The organism is Streptomyces sp. NBC_00122 (genome assembly GCF_045160845.1).
Lineage (GTDB): Bacteria > Actinomycetota > Actinomycetes > Streptomycetales > Streptomycetaceae > Streptomyces.
In genome coordinates, this window is sequence record NZ_CP108191.1 from 3,931,159 (window position 1) to 3,953,803 (window position 22,645).

At 70.9% G+C, this 22,645-nt stretch carries 23 protein-coding genes; 16 read left to right on the plus strand and 7 right to left on the minus strand.

The window, feature by feature from the left end:
• The first annotated feature begins 173 nt into the window (after nucleotides 1-173).
• From OG737_RS18760 to OG737_RS18810, 11 genes are all read left to right on the plus strand, one after another.
• Complete coding sequence (locus OG737_RS18760) at nucleotides 174-1,082, plus strand: N-acetylneuraminate synthase family protein (RefSeq protein ID WP_328930387.1); 909 nt, start codon at nucleotides 174-176, stop codon at nucleotides 1,080-1,082.
• Between the two features lie 54 nt (nucleotides 1,083-1,136).
• Nucleotides 1,137-2,297, plus strand: a complete 1,161-nt coding sequence (locus OG737_RS18765) for a hypothetical protein (RefSeq protein WP_328927277.1) — start codon at nucleotides 1,137-1,139, stop codon at nucleotides 2,295-2,297.
• Nucleotides 2,298-2,434: 137 nt separating this feature from the next.
• A complete protein-coding gene (locus OG737_RS18770) occupies nucleotides 2,435-3,679 on the plus strand; it encodes an amidohydrolase (protein WP_328930388.1) in 1,245 nt (414 codons plus the stop codon).
• A gap of 218 nt (nucleotides 3,680-3,897) precedes the next feature.
• A complete protein-coding gene (locus OG737_RS18775; protein ID WP_328927278.1) occupies nucleotides 3,898-4,959 on the plus strand; it encodes a BMP family ABC transporter substrate-binding protein in 1,062 nt (353 codons plus the stop codon).
• Nucleotides 4,960-5,191: 232 nt separating this feature from the next.
• Nucleotides 5,192-6,859 (plus strand): ABC transporter ATP-binding protein, encoded by a 1,668-nt coding sequence (locus OG737_RS18780; RefSeq protein WP_328930389.1) that lies wholly within the window; start codon nucleotides 5,192-5,194, stop codon nucleotides 6,857-6,859.
• Complete coding sequence (locus OG737_RS18785; protein WP_328927279.1) at nucleotides 6,856-7,971, plus strand: ABC transporter permease; 1,116 nt, start codon at nucleotides 6,856-6,858, stop codon at nucleotides 7,969-7,971. The genes OG737_RS18780 and OG737_RS18785 overlap by 4 nt, the downstream gene beginning before the upstream one ends.
• Entirely contained in the window at nucleotides 7,968-9,233 is a 1,266-nt protein-coding gene (locus OG737_RS18790) for an ABC transporter permease (RefSeq protein WP_328927280.1), read from the plus strand. The genes OG737_RS18785 and OG737_RS18790 overlap by 4 nt, the downstream gene beginning before the upstream one ends.
• Entirely contained in the window at nucleotides 9,230-9,628 is a 399-nt protein-coding gene (locus OG737_RS18795; protein WP_328927281.1) for a cytidine deaminase, read from the plus strand. Before OG737_RS18790 ends, OG737_RS18795 begins: the two co-directional genes overlap by 4 nt.
• A gap of 88 nt (nucleotides 9,629-9,716) precedes the next feature.
• On the plus strand, nucleotides 9,717-10,994 hold the full coding sequence (locus tag OG737_RS18800) for a thymidine phosphorylase (RefSeq protein ID WP_328927282.1): 1,278 nt from the start codon (nucleotides 9,717-9,719) through the stop codon (nucleotides 10,992-10,994).
• A gap of 96 nt (nucleotides 10,995-11,090) precedes the next feature.
• Nucleotides 11,091-11,687: a Uma2 family endonuclease gene (locus OG737_RS18805; protein WP_405678862.1), complete on the plus strand. Its 597-nt coding sequence runs from the start codon at nucleotides 11,091-11,093 to the stop codon at nucleotides 11,685-11,687.
• Nucleotides 11,688-11,747: 60 nt separating this feature from the next.
• Nucleotides 11,748-12,074 carry an STAS domain-containing protein gene (locus tag OG737_RS18810; RefSeq protein WP_405681373.1) on the plus strand — a complete coding sequence of 109 codons (327 nt, stop codon included), beginning with the start codon at nucleotides 11,748-11,750 and terminating at the stop codon, nucleotides 12,072-12,074.
• Here the strand turns inward: OG737_RS18810 and OG737_RS18815 are convergent.
• Nucleotides 11,961-12,965, minus strand: a complete 1,005-nt coding sequence (locus OG737_RS18815; RefSeq protein ID WP_405678860.1) for a sigma-70 family RNA polymerase sigma factor — start codon at nucleotides 12,963-12,965, stop codon at nucleotides 11,961-11,963. The genes OG737_RS18810 and OG737_RS18815 overlap by 114 nt on opposite strands.
• A 180-nt stretch (nucleotides 12,966-13,145) precedes the next feature.
• Between OG737_RS18815 and OG737_RS18820 the strand changes: the two genes are divergently transcribed.
• A complete protein-coding gene (locus OG737_RS18820; RefSeq protein WP_405921772.1) occupies nucleotides 13,146-14,495 on the plus strand; it encodes an MFS transporter in 1,350 nt (449 codons plus the stop codon).
• Here the strand turns inward: OG737_RS18820 and OG737_RS18825 are convergent.
• The gene (locus tag OG737_RS18825) at nucleotides 14,471-15,184 is read right to left on the minus strand and encodes a L,D-transpeptidase family protein (RefSeq protein WP_405678856.1); all 714 of its coding nucleotides are present in this window, start codon (nucleotides 15,182-15,184) and stop codon (nucleotides 14,471-14,473) included. The two genes, OG737_RS18820 and OG737_RS18825, sit on opposite strands and share 25 nt — an antisense overlap.
• A 102-nt stretch (nucleotides 15,185-15,286) precedes the next feature.
• Nucleotides 15,287-16,585, minus strand: coding sequence for an MFS transporter (locus OG737_RS18830; RefSeq protein ID WP_405921773.1), 1,299 nt, complete (start codon nucleotides 16,583-16,585; stop codon nucleotides 15,287-15,289).
• A 98-nt stretch (nucleotides 16,586-16,683) separates the two neighbouring features.
• Between OG737_RS18830 and OG737_RS18835 the strand changes: the two genes are divergently transcribed.
• Complete coding sequence (locus OG737_RS18835; RefSeq protein WP_328930391.1) at nucleotides 16,684-17,622, plus strand: LysR family transcriptional regulator; 939 nt, start codon at nucleotides 16,684-16,686, stop codon at nucleotides 17,620-17,622.
• Here OG737_RS18835 and OG737_RS18840 read toward each other — a convergent pair.
• The 4 genes from OG737_RS18840 to OG737_RS18855 all read right to left on the minus strand — a co-directional run bounded on the left by OG737_RS18840 (nucleotide 17,619) and on the right by OG737_RS18855 (nucleotide 20,079).
• Entirely contained in the window at nucleotides 17,619-18,041 is a 423-nt protein-coding gene (locus tag OG737_RS18840) for a helix-turn-helix domain-containing protein (RefSeq protein WP_328927288.1), read from the minus strand. The two genes, OG737_RS18835 and OG737_RS18840, sit on opposite strands and share 4 nt — an antisense overlap.
• Before the next feature lie 17 nt (nucleotides 18,042-18,058).
• Nucleotides 18,059-18,649 carry a hypothetical protein gene (locus tag OG737_RS18845; RefSeq protein ID WP_328927289.1) on the minus strand — a complete coding sequence of 197 codons (591 nt, stop codon included), beginning with the start codon at nucleotides 18,647-18,649 and terminating at the stop codon, nucleotides 18,059-18,061.
• A 270-nt stretch (nucleotides 18,650-18,919) separates the two neighbouring features.
• A complete protein-coding gene (locus OG737_RS18850; RefSeq protein WP_328927290.1) occupies nucleotides 18,920-19,288 on the minus strand; it encodes a cupin domain-containing protein in 369 nt (122 codons plus the stop codon).
• Between the two features lie 65 nt (nucleotides 19,289-19,353).
• A complete protein-coding gene (locus tag OG737_RS18855; RefSeq protein ID WP_405921774.1) occupies nucleotides 19,354-20,079 on the minus strand; it encodes an alpha/beta hydrolase family protein in 726 nt (241 codons plus the stop codon).
• A 114-nt stretch (nucleotides 20,080-20,193) separates the two neighbouring features.
• Between OG737_RS18855 and OG737_RS18860 the strand changes: the two genes are divergently transcribed.
• The 3 genes from OG737_RS18860 to OG737_RS18870 all read left to right on the plus strand — a co-directional run bounded on the left by OG737_RS18860 (nucleotide 20,194) and on the right by OG737_RS18870 (nucleotide 22,629).
• A complete protein-coding gene (locus tag OG737_RS18860; protein ID WP_328927292.1) occupies nucleotides 20,194-21,342 on the plus strand; it encodes an adenosine deaminase in 1,149 nt (382 codons plus the stop codon).
• A 140-nt stretch (nucleotides 21,343-21,482) separates the two neighbouring features.
• Nucleotides 21,483-21,740, plus strand: a complete 258-nt coding sequence (locus OG737_RS18865) for a hypothetical protein (protein ID WP_328927293.1) — start codon at nucleotides 21,483-21,485, stop codon at nucleotides 21,738-21,740.
• A gap of 127 nt (nucleotides 21,741-21,867) precedes the next feature.
• Nucleotides 21,868-22,629, plus strand: coding sequence for a hypothetical protein (locus OG737_RS18870; RefSeq protein WP_328927294.1), 762 nt, complete (start codon nucleotides 21,868-21,870; stop codon nucleotides 22,627-22,629).
• The last annotated feature ends 16 nt before the right edge of the window (nucleotides 22,630-22,645 follow it).

Below are 22,645 nucleotides of genomic sequence, written 5' to 3' on the forward strand. Positions count from 1 at the left end.
CCGCACGGGTCCTGGAGATCGACGACCCGCACGACCTGGAGCGCGCCCGCCTCCTCGCCCCACTGCTCGACGTACGACCCGACCCGCAGCCCACGCCCCGTGACCCGGAAACACCCCGTGACCCGGCAGCACCCCGCACTCCCGCACCCCCGCACCGAAGGACGTCACCTGCCATGACCGCCTCCCCCAACACCCGCCTGCGCACCTTCGGATCGCGCACCGCGGGCCCCGGCCGGCCCGTCTACGTGGTCGGCGAGATCGGCATCAACCACAACGGCGACCTCGGCAACGCCTTCGCCCTGATCGACGCCGCCGCCGAAGCCGGCTGCGACGCGGTCAAGTTCCAGAAGCGCACCCCGGAGATCTGCACCCCGCGCGACCAGTGGGACATCGAGCGCGACACCCCCTGGGGCCGGATGACCTACATCGACTACCGCCACAAGGTCGAGTTCGGCGAGAGCGAGTACCGCGCCATCGACGAGCACTGCGCCAAGCGCGGCATCGACTGGTTCGCCTCCCCGTGGGACACCGAGGCCGTCGCCTTCCTGGAGAAGTTCGACCTCCCCGCCCACAAGGTCGCCTCCGCCTCGCTCACCGACGACGAGCTGCTGCGTGCCCTGCGCACCACCGGCCGCACCGTCGTCCTGTCCACGGGCATGTCCACCCCGAAGCAGATCCGCCACGCGGTGGAGGTGCTCGGCAGCGACAACATCCTTCTCTGCCACGCCACTTCGACGTACCCGGCCAAGGCCGAGGAGCTCAACCTGCGGGTGATCAACACCCTCCAGGAGGAGTACCCCAACGTTCCGATCGGCTACTCCGGCCACGAGACGGGCCTGCAGACCACCCTCGCCGCCGTCGCCCTCGGCGCCGCCTTCGTCGAGCGCCACATCACCCTCGACCGCGCGATGTGGGGCTCCGACCAGGCCGCTTCCGTCGAGCCCGGCGGCCTCGCCCGCCTCGTCCGCGACATCCGCACCATCGAGACCGCCCTCGGCGACGGCGTCAAGCGCGTCTACGAGTCCGAGCTCGGCCCCATGAAGAAGCTCCGCCGCGTCCAGGGCGAGCTCGCCGCCGTCTGACCCGGCCCGCGGTCCGGCGCGTACGAGATCCCGTCCCCTGCCGAGGAGTACGTGATGCCCACTTCAGCCACCACCCTGGCTTTCGTCGAGAGCCCGGTCCAGCTCCTGAACGTGCTGGAGTGGGCGTACGCGCACGGCCGCGCACCCCGCGGCCCGCTGCTGGACGGGGTCCCGCGCCAGCCGGCCGGGGGCTCGGAGCGCCCGGCCGGGGCCGCCGCCGCACCCGCCCTGCGGATCGTCGTCCTGCCGCCCACCGACCCGATGTCCCGCGGCCAGCTGCGCCGGATGGCGGCGCTCGCCCGGGACGAAGGCCACGAGGTCCGCTGGCAGGAGGCCCGCGGGGGCCGGCTCGCACCCCTGAAGGCGCTCGCCGCGCTGTCCCGCGACGTACGCGCGGCGCGCACGGTCGTCGTCGGAGACCCCTTCTCCCGCTACGTGCAGCTGCTGCTGACCCTCGTGCGGGCCGAGGAGCTCGTCGTGGTCGACGACGGCACCGCCACCATGGAATTCATCGCCCAGACGGCCCGCGGCGAACGGCTCGTCCGCTGGCACCGGGTCGGCGGCGGAGGACTGCCCGGCCGGGTGCGCGAGCTCGCGTACGCGCCGGTCTCGGCGACCGCCCGGCGCCGCTTCAAACCGGGCAAGGCCACCGGCACGGGCGCAGCCCGGCGCGTCGAGGTGTTCAGCTCGATGCCCGTGACCGCCCACGGCGCGATGACGCTCCGGGTCAACGACTTCGCCTGGACCCGCGCCCGCTTCGGCCCGCCGCGCCTGACCAAGGGCACCGACCTGGTCGGCACCTCCCTCGTGGAGACCGGAGTGGTCGACCCGGCGTGCTACCTCGACGCCGTGCGCGCCCTGACCCGGGAGCACGGCGCCACCCGGTACTTCGCGCACCGCCGGGAGTCCCCGGAGAAGCTGCGCGCGCTGAGCGAGGCGACCGGGCTGGAGATCGTCCGCCCGGACCTGCCGCTGGAGCTGATCGCCCGGCGCGGCCCGGTCGGCCGGACGATCGTCAGCTTTCCGTCCACAGTCGTCCACACCCTGCCGTACGCACTGACCGGTACGGGCGTCACGGTCGCCGTATGCGATATCGACCCCGCCTGGCTGACCGGGTCCGCGTCGCCGCGCGCCCGCGGGTTCCTCGCCGGGGTCACCGACACCGCCCGTGATGTGCGCAGACTGCCCGCTCAGGCGGCTCCGGCGGCCGGGTGAGCGCGCGAGTTTACCCCCGGGCGCATCCGGTCATGCGTCCAGAGGCCGGGTTTCTTTCCCCTAACGGCATGAACTTTTCGTGATCCCCGGCCAGTTGACCCATGGGTGCGCCTACCCTTCAACAGGTGACCCAGTTGATGTCCCGCGAGTCCCAGACCGACCAGCCCTCCGTGTCCGAGCGGCCTGAGCTGCCAGGCAAGCTTCCGGACCACCTGCGTGCCGAACTGATCGCCTTCCGCCGGGACTTGCACATGCACCCGGAGCTCGGACACCAGGAATTCCGCACCACGGCGGCGATCAAGGCCCGGCTCGAAAAAGCCGGCCTCCGACCACGGGTGCTGGCGTGCGGCACGGGCCTGGTCTGTGACATCGGGACCTGGGACCGGGGGCGGCCGATGCTGGCCATGCGTGCGGACATCGACGCCCTGCCCATTCCGGATGCCAAGACCCACGTCTCGTACCGCTCGATCTACCCCGACCGCGCCCACGCCTGCGGCCACGACGTGCACACCACCGTCGTCCTCGGCGCCGGACTGGTGCTCGCCGAGCTCGACCGCCAGGGTCTGCTGCCCCGCCCCGTGCGGCTGCTCTTCCAGCCCGCCGAGGAAGTACTCCCGGGAGGCGCCACCGAGGCCATCGACGCGGGGGTCCTGGACGGCGTGGGCAAGATGATCGCCGTGCACTGCGATCCGCGGGTGGACGCCGGGCGGATCGGGCTGCGGCCCGGGCCCATCACCTCGGCCTGCGATCGGCTGGAGATCAGCCTCTCCGGCTCCGGCGGGCACACCGCGCGCCCGCACCTGACGACCGACCTGGTGACGGCCGCCGCCCGGGTGGCCGTGGACGTCCCGGCCCTGCTGACCCGCCGGATGGACGCCCGCTCGGGCATGTCGGTCACCTGGGGCCGGATCGAGGCCGGGCACGCCTGCAACGTCATCCCCATGCACGCCGAGCTGTCCGGAACCGTACGGTGCCTGGACCTGAACGCCTGGCACGTCGCCCCCGACATGATCCACGCGGCGATCGACGAGGTCGCGACCATGCACGGGGCCAAGTTCGAGATCAACCACGTCCGCGGGGTGCCGCCGGTGGTCAACGACCCGGTGGTCACCGAACTGCTCCGCGAGGCGATGTCGGTCCGGCGCGGCGCCGAGTCGGTCGAGGACACCGAGCAGAGCCTGGGCGGCGAGGACTTCTCCTGGTACCTGGAGCACGTCCCGGGCGCCATGGCCCGCCTCGGAGTGCGTACGCCCGGTGACACCGCGAAGCACGATCTGCACCGCGGCGACTTCGACGTGGACGAGTCCGCGATCGCCGTCGGCGTGGAGTTCTTCACGGCCGCCGTGCTGCTCGACGGGCGCCGGGCAAGGCCGATCGGCTGAAGATCGGTACAACATCCGCGTGTCGCCCGTCGGACGTGTCCAGCCCTTGGTACACAAGGGCTGGGTGCAGGACCAGTTACCGATCGGTCACTGTCCGGTTCGCGACGATCCGATAACGACTCATGAACGGGCCTTTAACTGACATCTACGCGCGTTACGATCGCCGCGAAACCAGCGCCGGTCGTGGCGCTTCGGTCAGGTTTTGAAGGAGCCTCCCCTTGCGCCGGATCACCAGGATCGCCACCGTGGGCATCGCGTCCGCGGCGCTGGCCCTCTCGGCCACCGCCTGTGGCGGAAAGAAGTCGTCGGACACCAGCTCTTCCCCGTCGGCGGGCGCTGCTGCTGCCAGTGCCGCCATCGCGTACGACATCGGTGGCCGCGGCGACCAGTCGTTCAACGACGCCGCCTTCGCGGGTCTCGAGAAGGCCAAGAACGACCTCAAGATCAAGACCGCCGAGGCGGAGCCGACCGATGGCGAGGGTGAGGCCGACAAGGTCCAGCGCCTCACCGAGCTTGCCCGCAAGGGCAACAACCCGGTCATCGGCGTCGGCTTCTCGTACGCCCCGGCCATAAAGAAGGTCGCGCCGAAGTTCCCGAAGACCACGTTCGGCATCATCGACGACACCTCGGTCACCGGCGAGAACATCGCCAACCTGGTCTTCAACGAGGAGCAGGGCTCCTACCTGGCCGGCGTCGCCGCCGCCAAGGCGTCCAAGACCGGCACGGTCGGCTTCATCGGCGGTGTCGAGGTTCCGCTGATCAAGAAGTTCGAGGCGGGCTTCACCCAGGGCGTCAAGGACACCAACCCGAACGCCAAGGTGCTCAGCCAGTACCTGACCCAGCCGCCGAACTTCGACGGCTTCTCCAAGCCCGACCTCGGCAAGGCCGCCGCTCAGGGCCAGCTCGACGCCGGCGCCGACGTGATCTACGCCGCCGCCGGTCTCGCCGGCTCGGGTGCCATCGAGGCCACCGCGGGCAAGGGCAAGTGGGCCATCGGCGTCGACTCCGACCAGTACAACCAGGCCGGCCTGGCGAAGTACAAGGAGCACATCCTGACCTCGGTCACCAAGGACGTGTCGGACTCGGTCTTCAACGTGATCAAGTCGGTCCAGGACGGCAAGCCGCAGACCGGTGAGATCCGTTACGGCCTCGACAAGGACGGCGTCGGCCTGGCCGACTCCAACCCCGAGTACAAGAAGATGGCTGACGTCACCGCCGCGGTGGAGAAGGCCAAGGCCGATATCATCGCCAAGAAGATCACCGTCAAGACCGCGCCGTAAGGCCGTTCCTGACATGTAGTCGTGGTCTCGGGGTCCGGGGAGCGGTGTTTGCCGCTCCCGGGCCCCGAGCTACGTTCTGCACAACAGAGTTCGTGTTGCTTGTGGCCAGTTGGTCTCAAGTTTTCACATCCGACAGTGCTACGCGCGTAGAAGCATCGTGGACGCGATACTTTCTCTCCCCGCCCTGTCCTCCTGCCTGCCTCCGCTCCTTCCGCGCCAAGGAGAGTGCGTCATCAACGCGTCCAGCCCGCCCCCCGCCGTAGAACTGCACGGCATCACCAAGCGCTTCCCCGGCGTCGTCGCCAACAAGGACATCGCGATCACCGTCCGCAAGGGCACGGTCCATGCCTTGATCGGCGAGAACGGCGCCGGCAAGTCGACCCTGATGAAGATCCTCTACGGCATGCAGAAGCCGGACGAGGGCACCATCGCCGTCGACGGGGAGCAGGTCTCCTTCCACAGCCCCGGCGACGCCATCGCCCGCGGTATCGGCATGGTGCACCAGCACTTCATGCTCGCCGACAACCTCACGGTCCTGGAGAACGTGGTTCTCGGCGGCGAGAAGCTGTACGGCATCGGTGCCAAGGCCCGCAGGAAGATCAAGGAGATCTCGGACGCGTACGGCCTCGGCGTACGTCCCGACGCCCTGGTCGAGGACCTCGGTGTCGCCGACCGGCAGCGCGTGGAGATCCTCAAGGTCCTCTACCGCGGTGCCAAGATCCTCATCCTCGACGAGCCGACCGCCGTGCTCGTGCCGCAGGAAGTGGACGCGCTCTTCGACAACCTGCGCGAGCTCAAGGCCGAAGGCCTGACCGTCATCTTCATCTCGCACAAGCTGGGCGAGGTGCTGAAGGTCGCCGACGACATCACCGTCATCCGCCGCGGCACCACGGTCGGCACCGCCGACCCGAAGACCGCCACCACCAAGCAGCTCGCCGAGCTGATGGTCGGCGCGGAGCTGCCCTCGCCGGAGACCCGCGAGTCGACGGTGACGGACGTCCCGATGCTGAAGGTGGCGGGCCTGACGCTCGCCGCGGGCGACGCCGTCGTCGCCGAGCCGGAGATCCTGGTGCGCCAGGAACCGGCGGACTCGGCCCTCTACGAGCACGTCGAGGCCGGCCGTCTCCTGCTGGACGACGTCAGCTTCACCATTCACAAGGGCGAGATCCTCGGCATCGCCGGTGTCGAGGGCAACGGCCAGACCGAGCTGATCGAAGCCCTCATGGGCATGAACTCCGCCGACACGGGCGTGATCACGCTGGACGGCCGGGACATCACCAAGGCCCCGGTGCGCGAGCGCCGCACGGGCGGCATCGGCTACATCCCCGAGGACCGCCACCGGCACGGCCTGCTGCTGGAGTCCCCGCTGTGGGAGAACCGCATCCTCGGCCACGTCACCGAGGCGCCCAACTCCAAGCGCGGCATCCTCGACCTGAAGGCGGCCCGCAAGGACACCGAGCGGATCGTGCGCGAGTACGACGTGCGCACCCCCGGCATTGAGGTCACCGCGGCCTCGCTCTCCGGCGGCAACCAGCAGAAGCTGATCGTCGGCCGCGAGATGAGCCACAACCCCAAGTTCCTCATCGCCGCCCACCCCACCCGTGGTGTGGACGTCGGTGCGCAGGCGCAGATCTGGGACGCGATCCGCGACGCCCGCCGTGAGGGCCTGGCCGTCCTCCTGATCTCCGCCGACCTCGACGAGCTCATCGGCCTGTCCGACACGCTGCGCGTCATGTACCGCGGCCGCCTGGTGGCGGACGCCGACCCGGCGACCATCACCCCGGAGGAGCTCGGCACCGCCATGACGGGCGCCGCTTCCGGGCACCTGGAAGCAACCGACAACCACTCCGCCGCCGGTACCGAGGCCGGTACCGATGCCCCGGAGGACGAGGCCCGATGAAGAAATTCGACAAGGACCGGCTGATCCTCGGCATCGCCGGGCCGGTGCTGGCGCTGGTCAGCGCCTTCCTGCTGACCATGATCGTGCTGGCCGCGACGGGCATCGACCCGATCGAGCCCCTGCGCCTGATGGTGGAGAACGCCGGCTACGAGGACGTCCAGGTCCTCATCGTGAACCAGGCCGGTACGTACTACCTGGCGGCCATGGCCGTGGCCATCGGCTTCCGGATGAATCTCTTCAACATCGGCGTCGACGGTCAGTACCGCCTCGCGGCGATGCTCTCCGCCGTGGTCGGCGCGGCCGTGACCCTGCCGGGCCCGCTGCACCTGCTGCTGATCGTCCTCGTGGCGATGCTCGTCGGTGCCTTCTGGTCGGGCATCGCCGGTGTCCTCAAGGCCAAGCGCGGCGTGAGCGAGGTCGTCTCCACGATCATGCTGAACGCCATCGCGACCAGCCTGATCGCCTGGCTGATGCTGACGAAGAACCTCGGTGTCCAGCTGGAGGGCTCCAACGACCTGACGACCGGCGACATCGCCGAGTCCGGCTGGTTCCCGGCCCTGACGATCGGTGACGGCCTGGAGATCTACGGCTTCACCTTCGTGGCCTTCGCCCTCGGCATCGTCTACTGGTTCGCGCTCAACCGGACCCGCTTCGGCTTCGACCTGCGCGCCACCGGCGCCAGCGAGACCGCCGCCCAGGCCTCCGGCGTGGACGCCAAGAAGATGATCATCACCGCGATGCTCATCTCCGGCGCGGTCGCCGGCCTGGCCGGCATGCCGCAGCTGCTGGGCGAGACGCACACCTACAACCTGGCCTTCCCGACCGGTGTCGGCTTCACCGGCATCACCATCGCGCTGCTCGGCCGCAACAACCCGGTCGGCATCTTCTTCGCCGCGTTCCTGATGGCCTTCATCGACAAGGCCTCCGCCTCGCTCGACCAGGCCGGGTACGCGAAGGAGATCGGCACGATCATGAAGGGCCTGATCGTGCTCGCGGTCGTGGTCTCGTACGAGCTCATCCGCCGTTACGGCATCCGCCGCCAGCAGCAGAAGGTCGGCGAGGAACTGGCCGCGGGCCACGCCATCAAGACCGATAAGGAGGTCGCGGCGTGAGCACCAGCACTGTCTCCGCGACGGCCGCCGCACCGAAGAAGTCGGGCGGCCGCAAGAAGCTCACCCTGCCCTGGATCATGCTGATCATCGCGGGCGGTCTCGCGCTGCTCTCGCTGGTCCGCGTGATCAGCGGGGCCAACGACCTGACCTCCGCGGGCCAGGTCTCCGGCGCCCTCTCCCTCGCGGTGCCGATCGGCCTCGCCGGCCTCGGCGGCCTGTGGGCCGAGCGCTCGGGCGTCGTCAACATCGGCCTCGAAGGCATGATGATCCTCGGCACCTGGTTCGGTGCCTGGGCCGGCTTCCAGTGGGGCCCGTGGACCGGTGTTCTCGCCGGTGTCATCGGCGGCGCCATCGGCGGCCTGCTCCACGCGATCATCACGGTCACCTTCAACGTCAACCACATCGTCTCCGGTGTGGCCATCAACATCCTGGCGCTGGGCTTCACCCAGTACCTGTCGAACTTCACCTTCGCCGACGCCCCGGGCGGCTCCTCCAAGCAGTCCCCGCAGGTCGAGCCGATCTACAAGATCACCGTGCCAGGGCTTTCGGACTGGATGGCCGATCTGCAGGGCAAGCACTGGTTCTTCATCTCGGACCTCGCCGGCGTCATCGGCGGCCTGGTCACCGAGCTGTCGCTGCTGACCGTCGTCGCGCTGCTGCTGATCCCCGGCACCTGGTGGGTGCTGTGGCGCACGACCTTCGGCCTGCGGCTGCGCTCCTGCGGTGAGAACCCGGTCGCCGCCGAGTCCCTCGGCGTCAACGTCTACAAGTACAAGTACATCGCGGTGATCGTCTCCGGCGGGCTCGCGGGCCTCGGCGGCGCGTTCCTGTCGATCGTCGCCAGCCCCATCTACCAGGAGGGCCAGACCGGCGGCCGCGGTTACATCGGTCTCGCCGCGATGATCTTCGGTAACTGGATGCCGGGCGGCATGGCGCTCGGTGCGGGCCTGTTCGGCTTCATCGACAGCCTCAAGCTGCGCGGTGGCGCCCAGAACGTCCACGCGATGCTGCTGCTGATCGCGATCCTGCTGCTGCTCGTCGGTGCCTGGCAGCTGTACAAGAAGAAGTACGTCCAGGCCGGTGTCTCGGCGGTCTTCGCCGCGCTGCTGTTCCTCTGGTACGCGACGACCGACTCGGTGCCGAGCCAGTTCGTGGACGCGGCCCCGTACCTGACGACGCTGCTCGTGCTCGCGCTCTCCGCGCAGCGCCTGCGCATGCCGAAGGCGGACGGCCTGCCGTACCGCAAGGGCCAGGGCAAGTGACGGCGGTGCACGCCGTCGACTGGGAAGCCCTGCGCCAGGCGGCCCGGGACGTGATGTCCCGGGCGTACGCCCCGTACTCGGGCTTCCCGGTCGGTGTCGCCGCGCTCGTCGACGACGGCCGCACGGTCGTCGGCTGCAACGTGGAGAACGCGAGCTACGGGCTCGGCCTGTGCGCCGAGTGCGGCCTGGTCTCCTCCCTGCAGGCCACGGGCGGAGGCCGGCTGACGCACTTCACCTGCGTCGACGGCCGGGGCGAGATCCTCGTCCCGTGCGGCCGCTGCCGCCAGCTACTGTTCGAATTCGGCGGACCGGAACTGCTGGTGGAGACCCCCAAGGGGATCCTCCCGCTGGCGGACATGCTGCCCCAGGCCTTCGGGCCGGACCACTTGAGATAGCCGTGTCGACGGCCCTTCGCCCCGCGGGGCGAAGGGCCGTCGTACTTCCCCGACCCCCTCTCTCTATGCGCGTAGAAGGAAGCACTTCATGGACGTCATCTCCGTCATCCGGACCAAGCGGGACCGCGGTGAGCTGAGCCCCGAGCAGATCGACTGGGTCATCGACGCGTACACGCGCGGTGTCGTCGCCGACGAGCAGATGTCGGCGCTGGCGATGGCCATCCTCCTGAACGGGATGAACCGGGCCGAGATCGCCCGCTGGACCGCCGCGATGATCGCGTCCGGTGAGCGCATGAACTTCGACTCCCTTTCCCGCCCGACCGCCGACAAGCACTCCACGGGTGGCGTCGGCGACAAGATCACGCTGCCGCTGGCCCCGCTCGTCGCCGCCTGCGGCGCGGCCGTTCCGCAGCTGTCGGGCCGCGGGCTCGGCCACACCGGCGGCACCCTCGACAAGCTGGAGTCCATCCCCGGCTGGCGCGCGCTGCTCTCCAACGAGGAGATGCTGCACGTCCTGGACACCACCGGAGCGGTCATCTGCGCGGCGGGCGACGGCCTGGCCCCGGCTGACAAGAAGCTCTACGCCCTGCGCGACGTGACGGGCACGGTCGAGGCCATCCCGCTGATCGCCTCCTCGATCATGTCGAAGAAGATCGCCGAGGGTACGGGCTCGCTCGTCCTGGACGTCAAGGTCGGCAGCGGCGCCTTCATGAAGAACATCGAGGACGCGCGCGAGCTGGCGCGGACCATGGTGGGCCTCGGCACCGACTCGGGCGTCAAGACCGTCGCCCTCCTGACGGACATGTCCACGCCGCTGGGCCTGACCGCCGGAAACGCGCTGGAGGTCCGCGAGTCGGTGGAGGTCCTCGCGGGCGGCGGCCCCGCCGACGTGGTCGAGCTGACCATCGCGCTGGCCAAGGAGATGCTGGACGCGGCGGGCATCAAGGACGCCGACCCGGCGAAGGCCTTGGCCGACGGTTCCGCGATGGACCACTGGCGCCGGATGATCGCGGCCCAGGGCGGCGACCCGGACGCGGCGCTGCCGGTCGCGCGCGAGCAGCACGTCGTTACCGCCCCCGAGTCGGGTGTGTTGACGCGCCTGGACGCGTACGGCGTGGGCGTGGGCGCCTGGCGCCTGGGTGCCGGCCGCGCCCGCAAGGAGGACCCGGTGCAGGCCGGCGCCGGCATCGAGCTGCACGCGAAGCCGGGTGACACGGTGACGGCGGGCCAGCCGCTGATGACCCTGCACACGGACACCCCGGAGAAGTTCGAGTACGCCCTGGCCTCGCTGGAGGGCACGTACGACATCGCCCCGGCGGGCACCTCGTTCTCCGCCACGCCGATCGTCTTGGACCGCATCGCCTGACCTGCGGCTTCTCCTTCGGATGAACGGGACCGGTAGACCCTTGCCGGTCCCGTTCGGCATGCTGGGATCGGTGACGAACCGATTGAGGAGCATTCCATGAGCGCACTCACCGTCCAGCATGAGCCACGCGGTGGCGACAGCTGGGACGCGCTTGTCCGTCTCTGGGAGGAGACGGACTGGCCGGAGGGCTGCAAGGTGGAGATCATCGAGGGGATCATCACCGTGGCGCCCACGCCTGCCAACCAACACAACCTCATCGCCGGAGAGGTGCAGCGCAAGCTCTACTCGGTCCTCCCCGACGATGGGGGCATCTACCAGACGCAGAGTGTGGCGGTCCCGTCCCGCAAAGGCATGTTCATCCCGGACCTTCTGGTGATGCCGACGGAGGTCCTCTCCGAGTCCGAGTCCGTGTACTACGTGCCCGCCGCCGCTGCGGAACTCGTTGTCGAGATCACATCCCCTTCGAATGCATCGCACGACCGCATCGCGAAGGTTGCCGGATACGCGCAGGCTGGTGTTCCGCTGTACCTCCTCATCGATGCGTTCGCCGGAGGCGGCCCGACGGTCACGCTGTACGGAGAGCCCAGTGACGCCGTCTACCGGGTGCTCCAGGCCGGCAAGTTCGGCGACACCTTCCGGCTGCCCGCGCCCTTCGGCGTCGACCTCGACACGTCCCTCTTCCCCACCCCCTGAGGCGATTCCCCTGCGCCGATGAGTTCCGGGCCACGGCGGAGTCATCCCCTCGTGGAGATCATGCGACTCGTGCTGCCCGGGCCGGCTCCGACCGCGCAGGAAACGGCCCGGCTGTGTGCCCGGCTCGCCCTGCTGTACGACAGCGGGGCGTCCGCCGTGGTGTGCGACGCGGCGGCCGTCACCGCGCCGGGCCTGGCCGCCGTGGAGGTCCTGGCCCGGCTGCGGCTGACCGCCGGGGCCCGGCCCTTCCGGATCACCGGGGCGCCGCCGGCCCTACGTGCCCTGCTGGACCTCGTAGGACTCGTCGAGCTGCTCGGGGAGGCCGAAGAGCGGGAACCACCGGGCGGTGTCCAGGAAGGCGTTGAGCCCGACGATCTTGCCGTCTGAGATCTCCAGCACCTGGAGCGCCCACGGGGTGTGGCCCCTCCCCGAGGCGGCCGGCCGGTACTGGCCGAAGGCCGGCATGCCGTTCGCCGTGGTCGGGATCAGGCGGGAGCCCTTGCAGCCGATGCCCTGGTTCAGGTGCCAGGCCGCGATGTCCGCGTGGCCCTGGAGCCACAGGTCGAACGGCGGCATCGACAGCACCGCGTCCTCGTGCAGGAGCGTGGTGAGCCGCGAGATGTCGTACGCCTCGAAGGCGGTCAGGTACTGCTCCAGCAGCTTCGCCTGGTCCGCGTCCAGCGGGTCGGCGGCCTCGCTCTCGCGGATCCGGCTGCCGGCCAGCGTGGCCCGGGCCCGCTGCAGGGCGCTGTTCACCGAGGCCACCGTGGTGTCCAGCAGCGTCGCGACCTCGTCCGCCTTCCAGGCCAGCACCTCACGAAGGATCAGCACCGCCCGCTGCTTGGCCGGCAGGTGCTGGAGGGCCGCGACGAACGCCAGCCGTACGGATTCCTTGGCGAGGGCCATCTCCGCAGGGTCGGCGGTCTGCGGCAGGACCCGCCCGTCCGGCACCGGCTCCAGCCAGGTCACCTCGGGCCGTTCGTTCAGCACGGCGGAGGCTTGGTGCTGCGGGGCTGACAGGTCCATCGGCCGGGCGCGCTTGTTCCCCGCGTTCAGCAGGTCCAGGCAGACGTTGGTGGCGATCCGGTACAGCCACGACCGCAGCGACGAGCGGCCCTCGAACTTCTCGAAGCTGCGCCAGGCACGGATGTACGTGTCCTGCACCGCGTCCTCGGCGTCGAAGGACGAGCCGAGCATCCGGTAGCAGTACCCCGTCAGCTCGACCCGGTAGCGGTCCAGCGCGGTGTCCAGGTCCGTGCTGGTGGCGAGGTCGCTCATGTCCGTTCATCCCCCTGGTAGTTCCCGGTACTTCGGAAACTACCGGAGGGGTCTGACAGTCGCAGCGGGACGGGATTGTCTATCGATATCAAGTATCTTGACGTCAAGATTGATGTGGGGCAGGCTTCCGCCATGTATCTCGATATCGAGATACATGGACTGCGGAGGGGGAGGCCCGGGATGCGGCGCGGCACGGAGACACGGAAGGCGCGGCGGGGGGAGCCCGGCCTGCTGGCGCAGCTGCGCCGACCGCCGGGAGGCCGCGACGCGCGGATCATGCTGCTCGCCCAGCTGCTGGACCGCGCCGGTACGGGCGTATGGGCCGCGTCCTCCATCCTGTACTTCACCTTAGTGGTCGGACTCGACGCCGGGCAGCTGGGCCTGCTGGTGGGCGCGGCAGGAGTGGCGGGCATCGCCGGATCACCTCTGGCGGGCCACCTCGCCGACCGCTTCCCGGTGCGCTCCCTGCTGATCGGCTGCCACCTGCTCCGGCTCGGGACCCTCTGCGCGCTGCTGCTGGTCACCCGCTTCGACGTGCTGCTGCTCGTGGTGGCCGTCACGTACCTGGGCGACCGGGCGGCCAAGACGCTGGAGATGCTCTTCGCCACCCGGGTCGCGGGCGAGCGGCGCTCCACCTACCAGGCGCTGTCGCGCAGTTCGGCCAACGCCGGGTACGCGCTCGGCGCGGGCCTCGCCGCGATCGGCCTCGCCGTCGGGACCCGGGGCGCCTACCAGGTGCTGATCCTGGCCAACGCGCTGTCGTTCCTCGTGGCCGCGGCCCTGGTGTGGCGCACCCGCGAGCCGCGCGGCCGCGGGCTCGTGGCGGCACGGCCCGGCGATGCCGCTCCGCAGGCGGCGGGCGGGGAGGCCGCAGGGCCCGGGCCGGCCGGGGCGGCCGGGCGCGGTCCCTGGCGGGACCGCGGCTACCTCCGGTTCGCCCTGCTGGACATCCCGATGAACCTGGACGACTCGATCCTCGGCGTCGGCCTGCCGCTGTGGCTGGTGCACCACACCACGGCGCCGCACGCCCTGGTCCCGGCGTTCCTGGTCATCAACACCGTGCTCGTCGTCGCCCTGCAGTTGCGCGTGTCGGCGAAGGTCCAGGGCCCCCGCCAGGCGGCGGCGGCCGTCGCCGCGTACGGGCTGACGACGCTCGCGTGCTGCGTCCTCCTGGCCACCGCCACCGGCGGCGGGATCTGGACCGCCTCGGCGGCCCTGCTCGCCGCGGCGGTCCTGGCCACGGCGGCAGAGCTGATGCGCTCGGTGAGCTCCTGGGAGCTGGCGGTCTCCCTCGCGCCCCGGGAGGCGCGCGCCTCGTACCTCGGCGTGGCCGGCATGGCCCAGTCCGTCCAGAAGTCCGCCGGCCCACTGCTGCTGACCGGCGCGGTGATGACGGCGGGCCCGGCGGGCTGGCTGGCCCTCGGGGCGGCGGTGGCGGGGCTGTCCCTCGTGCAACGCCGCGTCAGCCTGCGGCGGTTGGAGGCCCTGGCGGAGGCGGACAGGCCCTACGTGCCGGGCTTGCGGCCGTAGACGTAGACGTCCTCGCCGTTCCCCAGCAGGTTCCAGTACGCCTTGGCGTCGGCGGGCCGCATGTTCACGCAGCCGCCCGAACCCGGCGGGTTCCACATGCTCTTGGTGGTCGAGTGGAACGCGATGCCGCCGTCGAAGAACTGCGCGTACGGCATCGCCACGTCGTAGATCGTCGACCAGTGGTCGATGCTCCGGTAGTAGATCTTCTTCAGGCCGGTCCGGGTCTCCGTGCCGTCCTTGCCCGTGCGGACCGGGACGGGGCCGTACTTCAAGGCGGCGCCGTCCTGGATCCAGCTGAGCTGCCGCGTCAGGTCGACGCAGGCGATGCGCCCCCGGTCCACCGGGCAGGCGCCGGCCTTGTTGGGGGTGGTGCCGGCCGCCCGCTGCGCCAGCATGGTGCTCATCGTCTGCCAGGTCAGCGGCCCGGCGTAGCCCTGGGTCGGGGTGATCCCGTGGCTCGCCTGGAAGGCCCTGATGGCCGTGCAGTCGGCCGCCGACTGCCTGCCGTCCACCGGCCGCCCCAGGAACTGTTCCACCTGCCGCTGGTACGGCCCGGTGCCGAGGTTGCAGGAGGCGGCCCGCGCCGCTCCGCCGCCCGCGACCACCATCGGCAGCGCGAGCGCCACCGCCCCGCCGAACACCGCGGCAGCCCGTCGCCCCGCGCGCAGGTGCGTCGTCAGCGTCCCCATCCGGTCCTCCCCTTCGCGTGAACGTCTCCGTGTTGAATGCCCGGAAACCAGCGCGAGTTGCAGGAGAGGGGGACGTATTTCTCGCCTTTCCCGGCGAGTTCTTCAGCGCGCGGCCACAGCCGGACCCGGCATCCGCCGTTCCACGCGGGCCGCGTGGGACCCGTACAGCGTGATCGAGACGACGCCGAGGACGGCCAGCAGCGCGATGCCGACCGTGGCCGCCCAGCCGGCGGAGTGGTAGGCGAGCGCGCCCAGGGTGCCGCCCGCGCTGGAGCCCAGGTAGTACGCGGACTGGTAGAGCGCTGAGGCCTGCGCGCGGCCCGACTTCGCGGTCCGGCTCACCGCGGCGGAAGCCACCGCGTGCCCGGCGAAGAAGCCCGCCGTGATCAGGACCAGGCCGGTCAGGACCGCGGCCAGGGAGTCGGACAGCGACAGCAGCAGCCCCAGCGCCGTGGTGGTCACCGCCAGGTACAGCGCGCCCCGGCGGCCCGTGCGGGCCACGAGCTGCCCGGCGGCGGCCGAGGAGACCGTACCGACCAGGTAGATCAGGAAGATCGACCCGATCACGCCCTGCCCGAGCGAGAACGGCTCGTCCACCAGGCGGTAGCCGATGACGGTGTACACGGCGCCGAAGACGGTCATGAACAGCGCGCCGATCCCGTACAGCCGCAGCAGCAGCGGATCGCGCAGGTGACCGGCGACCGTACGGCCCACCGCGCGCGGGTTCAGCGACGCCGGACGGAAGAACCGCGCCCGGGGCAGCAGCACCAGGAACGCCGCCGCGCAGGCCAGCGCCATCAGCCCGACGGCCAGCAGACCGACCCGCCAGCCGCCCAGCTGCGCCGCCCAGCCGGTGACCATGCGACCGCTCATGCCGCCGATGGAATTGCCCGCGACGAACAGGCCGATCGCCCCGACCAGGGCCTTCGGCTTGACCTCCTCCGCCAGGTACGCCATCGCGGAGGCCGGGATCCCGGCGATCGCCGCGCCCTGGACGGCGCGCAGCGCCACCAGCCAGTCCAGGCTCGGCGCGAAGGGCACCAGCAGGCCGACGCCCACGGCCACCGCCATCGACCAGGTCATCATCCGGGTGCGCCCGAACCGCTCGGACAGCGCGCTGAGCGGCAGGACGAACAGCGCGAGCGCGCCGGTGGCCGCGGACACCGTCCAGCTGGCCTGACCCGCCGTCACCCCGAAGCCGTCGGAGAACGCGGGCAGCAGCGCCTGGGTGGAGTAGAGGAGGGCGAAGGTGGCGAGTCCGGCGGCGAAGAGCGCGAGGCTCATCCGGCGGTAGCCGGGACGGCCGGGCTCACGGCCCTCAGGGGTGGTGGTCTCGGAGGCCGGGAACGACGCGGTGGAGGCACCCGGGATGACGGGTGCCCCGGTATGAGCGGGAGACATGCCTCGAAGGTAGGCCCGTGTTTTTCATGCGTCCAATGCACAGAATCGCGATAATCGATCCACTCACGCATCAGTACAGCTCAGGGCGGCGCATGTCGATGAACCGTTACGAAGAAGACGTGTCGGTGACACGTTTGCTGGCCCCGCGCCTCGCGTACTTCGCGGCCGTCGCCCGGCACGAGCACGTCACCCGGGCCGCCCACGAACTGGGCGTCCCGCAGTCCACCCTGTCGCGGGCCATGGTCCGTCTCGAACAGGACCTGGGCGTCACGCTGTTCGCCCGCAAGGGCCGCACCGTCGCCCTCACCACGGCGGGCCGCACCTTCCTGGCCTCCACCGAGCAGGCCCTGGACGGGATCGCCCGAGCCGCCGAATCCGTCCAGCAGGACGCCGACCCGGCTTCCGGCAAGGTCGCCTTCGGCTTCCTGCACACCCTGGGCTCCGAGACCGTACCCGGCCTCATCCGCGCCTTCCGCGCCGACCACCCGCGCGTGCGCTTCTCCCTCGTCCAGAACTACGGCGAGGCCATGCTGGAGCGACTGCGCGCGGGCGAGCTCGACCTCTGCCTCACCTCACCCCTGCCCGACGCCCCCGACCTCGTCGCCCGCCGCCTCGACGAACAGCGCCTGCGCCTCGTCGTCCCCGACGACCACCGCCTCGCCGGCCGCAAGCGCATCCGCCTCGCCGAGGCCGCCGAGGAAACCTTCGTCACCCTGGAGCCCGGCTACGGTCTGCGCCGCATCACCGACGACCTGTGCGCGGAGGCCGGCTTCACCCCCCGCGTGGCCTTCGAGGGCGAGGAGGCCGAGACCCTGCGCGGCCTGGTCGCCGCAGGCCTCGGCGTCGCCCTCCTGCCGCCTCCGGCCGTGGCCCGTCCCGGCGTCGTCGAGCTGACGGTCACCGCCCCGCGCGCCGTCCGCGAGATCGGCCTCGCCTGGCTCGACGGCCACCCCGACACCCCTCCGGTGGCGGAGTTCAAACGCTTCCTGCTCTCCCGCCGCGGCCGCCTGATCCCCGAACTGGAGCCGCCCGTCTAGCCGGACACCTGGGGCGGCGGCTGGGCGGAGAGCAAGTAGCCCGCCTGGAAGCGGGACTTGGCGCCGACGGTCCGCATGATCCCGGCGATGTGCCGCTGGCAGGTCCGCTCCGGCATGCCGAGCCGCCGCGCGATCACCTTGTCCTCCAGCCCCTCCGACAGCAGCCGTACGATCGTCTGCCGCAGCTCGTCCGAGATCGACCGCGCCGCCTCCGGACTCACCGTCACCGGAAAGGGCTCCGCCCCCACCCAGGACCGCTCGAAGGCCGCCGTCATGAAGTGCACGACATTCGGTTCGCGCACCACCAGCGCCGCCCCGCTGCGGTCCGGTACCGCCATCAGGCCCGTGTGGTCGTCGAAGACCAGCATCCGCATCAGCCCGTCGCCCAGTGTCCGTACCTGCGCGCCCAGCGCCGTCACCCGCTCGACTCCCCCAGCTACCGCTGGGAGGTGCCCCCAGCCGCCGTCGGCCGCGAGTACCGCGCCGTGTGCTGGTAGATCGTGCGCATCCGGACCCCGCGAGCCAGCAGCGACTCGTCCCGCCCGATCGACTCCTCCAGCGTCTCCAGCGGCCGGCCCCCGCCCGGCTGCGAGGTCAGCAGCTCCCGCTCGCACGCCGCGGCCAGCTCCGCGATCAGTCCCCGTACCGTGCCGAGGTCGGTCACCAGCTCCAGGCGCCCCGAACCGCACAGGTCCCGGTGCGCGGTCCCCGCCTCGTACGCCGGCACCAGCGTTTCCAGCCGCCCCCGCAGCCGGTCCATCTCGTCGTGGGTCTCCCGCACGAGCAGGGCCAGCGGGGCCAGCGCCCGGGCCGCCGCGGCACGCGGCGCCACCGCGCTCCACCGGTCGGGCCCGCCGCCCGGCGCCCGCTGGAGCAGGTGCGCGGCGGCCAGCTCGGTGATCGCGACGGCCGCGCGCACGCCCAGGGCTTCGGTGGCCTCGGCCGCGTCGAAGGCGTTCCGTTCGACCGCGTACGCGTAGAGGCGTCGGGCCGCGGGGCTGAGATCGTCGGCTCGATCGGCTGACATACGCATATTCGTCCTGGTCTGCGGCTGTTCGTAAACCCCCTCGTGTTCCCGCAAGGCGGTAAGACGACGCCTGCCCGGCGGCGATCGGCATATGCCGAAGGGGCACAGTGGCAGCACGGCGTGAAGGGGGCCCGCCGTGTGGGTGCCCGCACCGTGGTGGTCGCGCCGGGATCCATCGGTGCCATCCGACCGTGAGGGGGCGGAGCTGCGGGCACGACCGGTGCGACCGCCGGCGGCTCGCCGGGGCCGTCGGCCGGAGCGGCGGACGCGTCAGCCGGAAGGCTTCGCGTAGTCGACGTATCCGGTCCAGTCCAGCGCGACACAAGGCTCGTCACCCAGGACCCAGGCGTCGTGTCCGGGTGCGATCCGGATGAAGTCGCCGGGGCCGATCTCGCCGCTCTCCCCGTCGTCCATGACGATCTTCATGCGCCCGCTCACCACGTACCCCGTGTGAGCGGACTGGCAGCTGTCCGTACCCGCCAGCGGCTTGATGTGCTCCGACCAGCGCCATCCCGGCTCGAAGACGGCGCGCCCGACGGCCCCGCCCTCGGTGTTGAACAGGTCCAGCCGGCCCTTGCCGTCCTCGAACGGACGCGTCTCGTCCGGCTTGTCGAAGTTCTTGCTCTGCAGTCCGGCCATGACTGATCGCCTCCGGAGGGGAACGCCCCGAGTCCACTCCTCACGTTACGCGCGGGAGCCGCTCCTCACCTGCGCAGCGACTGCCCGAACCCCGACGCCAGCGGCATCCGCAGGCCCAGCGGCGGGGGAGCGGCGAGCGCGTCCGTCACCGGCCGTGAGTACCGTCCCGAGAACACCGAGCCCAGTACGAAGTCCACGACCAGCGCGACGACTTCCGGCTGGTGCTCGCGCAGCCCGTGCCCGTCCGAGTGCACCTCGAAGCGGCAGGTCGACCGGTTGGCCTTCTTCGCCCGGGCGGCGAGCTGAAACGATGCCTCTGGGTCACTGCGCGCGTCGTTCGTGCCGTGCACGATCAGCACCCGCCGTCCCGACAGCTGTTTCACCGGTTCGGACGAGTCCGCCGCGGCCGCCGCATCCGCTAAGCAAGGAGCGAGCGACACCACGGAGTTGACGGCGTGGTGGCCCGCCGCCCGCAGCGCGGCGAGGCCGCCCGCGTCGTAGCCGGCCAGGCACACCGGCACGTCCCCGTACCGCCGCACCACCTCGTCCGCCGCCCACCCCGCCTGATCCTCGCGGGAGGACCCCCCGCCGTGGACGACGGCGTGCGCGACCAGCCCCTCCGCCACGCCCGCCCGGACCAGCGCCCGCCCGAGGGGACGCAGTGGACCGGGGGAGAATCTGGACGCTCCGGGAAGCAGGAGCACCACACCACTGACCGTCGAACCCGAGCCGTTCGCGCCGGCCGCCCGCCCCAGGCGGGCCCCGCGCGCCGGCGGCGCATGCTGTGCCATGACGGAACAGTCTCAGACGCCGAGGTGTACGCCATCCGTCCGCGCGGGCACTGTTACATATCTGCGGCCGTCGTCGGCGCGTCGCTCTACGCGCGTAGGAGCTAGAGTGCCCAGATGACGAGCGAGACCCCCAACCTGCCGACCCCGGATCAGATCCGCCGTTCCCCGAAGGTGCTCCTGCACGATCACCTCGACGGTGGACTGCGCCCCGGGACCATCATCGAGCTGGCCCGCGAGGTCGGCTACGAGAACCTCCCCGAGACCGACGCCGACAAGCTCGGCATCTGGTTCCGGGAAGCCGCCGACTCCGGTTCCCTTCCGCGCTACCTGGAGACCTTCGCCCACACCTGCGCGGTCATGCAGACGAAGGAGGCCCTCTTCCGGGTCGCCGCCGAGTGCGCCGAGGACCTGGCCGAGGACGGCGTCGTGTACGCCGAGATCCGCTACGCCCCCGAGCAGCACCTGGAAGCCGGCCTGACCCTCGAAGAGGTCGTCGAGGCCGTGAACGACGGCTTCCGCGAGGGCGAGCGCCGCGCCAAGGCGAGCGGCCACCGCATCCGCGTCGGCGCCCTGCTGACCGCGATGCGCCACGCCGCCCGCGCGCTGGAGATCGCGGAGCTGGCCAACCGCTACCGCGACAACGGCGTCGTCGGCTTCGACATCGCCGGCGCCGAGGCAGGGTTCCCTCCCACCCGCCACCTCGACGCCTTCGAATACCTCAAGCGCGAGAACAACCACTTCACGATCCACGCGGGCGAGGCCTTCGGCCTGCCGTCGATCTGGCAGGCCCTGCAGTGGTGCGGCGCCGACCGCCTCGGTCACGGCGTGAAGATCATCGACGACATCGAGGTCGCCGCCGACGGCTCCGTGAAGCTGGGCCGCCTCGCCTCGTACGTCCGGGACAAGCGCATCCCCCTGGAGATGTGCCCGACGTCGAACCTGCAGACGGCCGCGGCCGCCTCGTACGCCGAGCACCCGATCGGCCTGCTGCGGAAGCTGCACTTCAGGCTCACGGTGAACACCGACAACCGCCTGATGAGCGGCACCAGCATGAGCCGCGAGTTCGAGCACCTGGTCGACACCTTCGGCTACTCGCTCGACGACATGCAGTGGTTCACCGTCAATGCGATGAAGTCCGCGTTCATTCCTTTCGATGAACGACTGGCCATGATCAACGAGGTCATCAAGCCCGGTTATGCGGAACTGAAGTCGGAGTGGCTGTTCCAGCAGACCGCTTCCACCAGCGGTTCTGTCTCGGCGTAGGCCACGGCATGACGTACTGAAAGCGCCCGGGAGGAGCAATTCCCGGGCGCTTTCTCGTATTTACGGATGTTTGCGGGCGGGGGTTTCACGTGACTAGTTTGCGAAGCCGCTCAAATTCCCCGTCGCAAGGAATATTTTTCATGAAGCAGTCAGCTGCCAAGATCCTCGGTGCCGCCGCTCTCGGTGCCGCCTTCGCCGCCGTCGCCGCCGGTACCGCCTCCGCCGCCGCCCTCCCGGCCGTCGGTCTCACCGACGCGCTGGGCACTGCCACGGGTGCGCTCCAGGGGGTCACCAGCCAGCAGCAGGCGGGCACCCAGGGGGGCCAGCAGTCGAGCGACCCCACCTCCTCGGTCACCGGCCTGCTGAACCCGCTCACCGGCGCCCTCAACGGCGGCTGACGCTGTCCCGATGCGAACGCGCGCACGGCGGTCGCACGCCTCTTCGACGAGGTGTGTGTACCGCCGTGCCGTGTGCCACGATCACCACCAACTGCCCGCCGACCCCATCGGTATGAGGTTCTTGGTCATGCGCATGAAGGCACGAGCGACGATGGTCGCGCTGGTCCCCGCCCTGCTGCTCGCGGCGGTCGGCTGCGCCGGCACGGGCAGCCCCGCGAAGGGCAAGGACCCGGACCCCAAGGGTTCCGCAGGTCAGGCCTCGGGAGCGCCCGGCGGCCCGGCGGCGACCGCCCCCGGCGGCTCCGCCGCGCCCAAGGCCGGCAGCAGGCTGGAGCGGTCCGCGCTGGAACAGGGCGACCTGCCCGGCTACCAGATCTCCGCCCAGGGCAAGAATCCGAGCGCCCCGAACGGTCAGCCGCAGGCCGACAAGAAGGCCTGCCAGCCGCTGGCCGACATCATGGGCGACAAGCCGGACCCGGCCGCGCGCGAGACCGTCAACCGCGGCGTCGGCTCCCAGAAGCAGGTCGGACTCGCGGTCTCCGCGTCGGTCAGCTCCTACGCCGAGAGCGACGCCAAGACGCTCATCGCCCGCCTCAAGGCCGCCGTCGCGGCCTGCGGTACGGGTTTCTCCGCCACGGTCGAGAAGCAGACCGGCAGCTACCGCGAGGTGCGGGCCGCCGGATACCGCACGTCCGGCGACGAGAGCGTCAGCTGGACCACGACCGCGGCCGCCCAGGACGTCTCGGCACAGGTCCACATGGTCGTCGTACGCGAGGGAGAGACCATCGTGCGGCTGATGGCCCTCAACGTGGCGGCCGGCCAGCAGAAGACCCAGGTGCCGCAGGAGGTCGCCGACAAGCAGCTGGAGAAGGTCCAGCGGGCCGGCTGACGCGCCCCCGGTCCGG

Bases quoted from the DNA above. Each gene is read 5' to 3' on its own strand.
- OG737_RS18815 (WP_405678860.1), bottom strand. From the start codon at position 12,965: ATGAGCGACCTCGCCACCAGCACGGACCTGGACACCGCGCTGGACCGC.
- OG737_RS18870 (WP_328927294.1), top strand. From the start codon at position 21,868: ATGCGCATGAAGGCACGAGCGACGATGGTCGCGCTGGTCCCCGCCCTG.
- OG737_RS18810 (WP_405681373.1), top strand. From the start codon at position 11,748: ATGCGACTCGTGCTGCCCGGGCCGGCTCCGACCGCGCAGGAAACGGCC.
- OG737_RS18820 (WP_405921772.1), top strand. From the start codon at position 13,146: ATGCGGCGCGGCACGGAGACACGGAAGGCGCGGCGGGGGGAGCCCGGC.
- OG737_RS18865 (WP_328927293.1), top strand. From the start codon at position 21,483: ATGAAGCAGTCAGCTGCCAAGATCCTCGGTGCCGCCGCTCTCGGTGCC.
- OG737_RS18760 (WP_328930387.1), top strand. From the start codon at position 174: ATGACCGCCTCCCCCAACACCCGCCTGCGCACCTTCGGATCGCGCACC.
- OG737_RS18825 (WP_405678856.1), bottom strand. From the start codon at position 15,184: ATGGGGACGCTGACGACGCACCTGCGCGCGGGGCGACGGGCTGCCGCG.
- OG737_RS18765 (WP_328927277.1), top strand. From the start codon at position 1,137: ATGCCCACTTCAGCCACCACCCTGGCTTTCGTCGAGAGCCCGGTCCAG.
- OG737_RS18855 (WP_405921774.1), bottom strand. From the start codon at position 20,079: ATGGCACAGCATGCGCCGCCGGCGCGCGGGGCCCGCCTGGGGCGGGCG.
- OG737_RS18770 (WP_328930388.1), top strand. From the start codon at position 2,435: ATGTCCCGCGAGTCCCAGACCGACCAGCCCTCCGTGTCCGAGCGGCCT.
- OG737_RS18800 (WP_328927282.1), top strand. From the start codon at position 9,717: ATGGACGTCATCTCCGTCATCCGGACCAAGCGGGACCGCGGTGAGCTG.
- OG737_RS18805 (WP_405678862.1), top strand. From the start codon at position 11,091: ATGAGCGCACTCACCGTCCAGCATGAGCCACGCGGTGGCGACAGCTGG.
- OG737_RS18835 (WP_328930391.1), top strand. From the start codon at position 16,684: ATGAACCGTTACGAAGAAGACGTGTCGGTGACACGTTTGCTGGCCCCG.
- OG737_RS18785 (WP_328927279.1), top strand. From the start codon at position 6,856: ATGAAGAAATTCGACAAGGACCGGCTGATCCTCGGCATCGCCGGGCCG.
- OG737_RS18845 (WP_328927289.1), bottom strand. From the start codon at position 18,649: ATGTCAGCCGATCGAGCCGACGATCTCAGCCCCGCGGCCCGACGCCTC.
- OG737_RS18850 (WP_328927290.1), bottom strand. From the start codon at position 19,288: ATGGCCGGACTGCAGAGCAAGAACTTCGACAAGCCGGACGAGACGCGT.
- OG737_RS18830 (WP_405921773.1), bottom strand. From the start codon at position 16,585: ATGTCTCCCGCTCATACCGGGGCACCCGTCATCCCGGGTGCCTCCACC.
- OG737_RS18860 (WP_328927292.1), top strand. From the start codon at position 20,194: ATGACGAGCGAGACCCCCAACCTGCCGACCCCGGATCAGATCCGCCGT.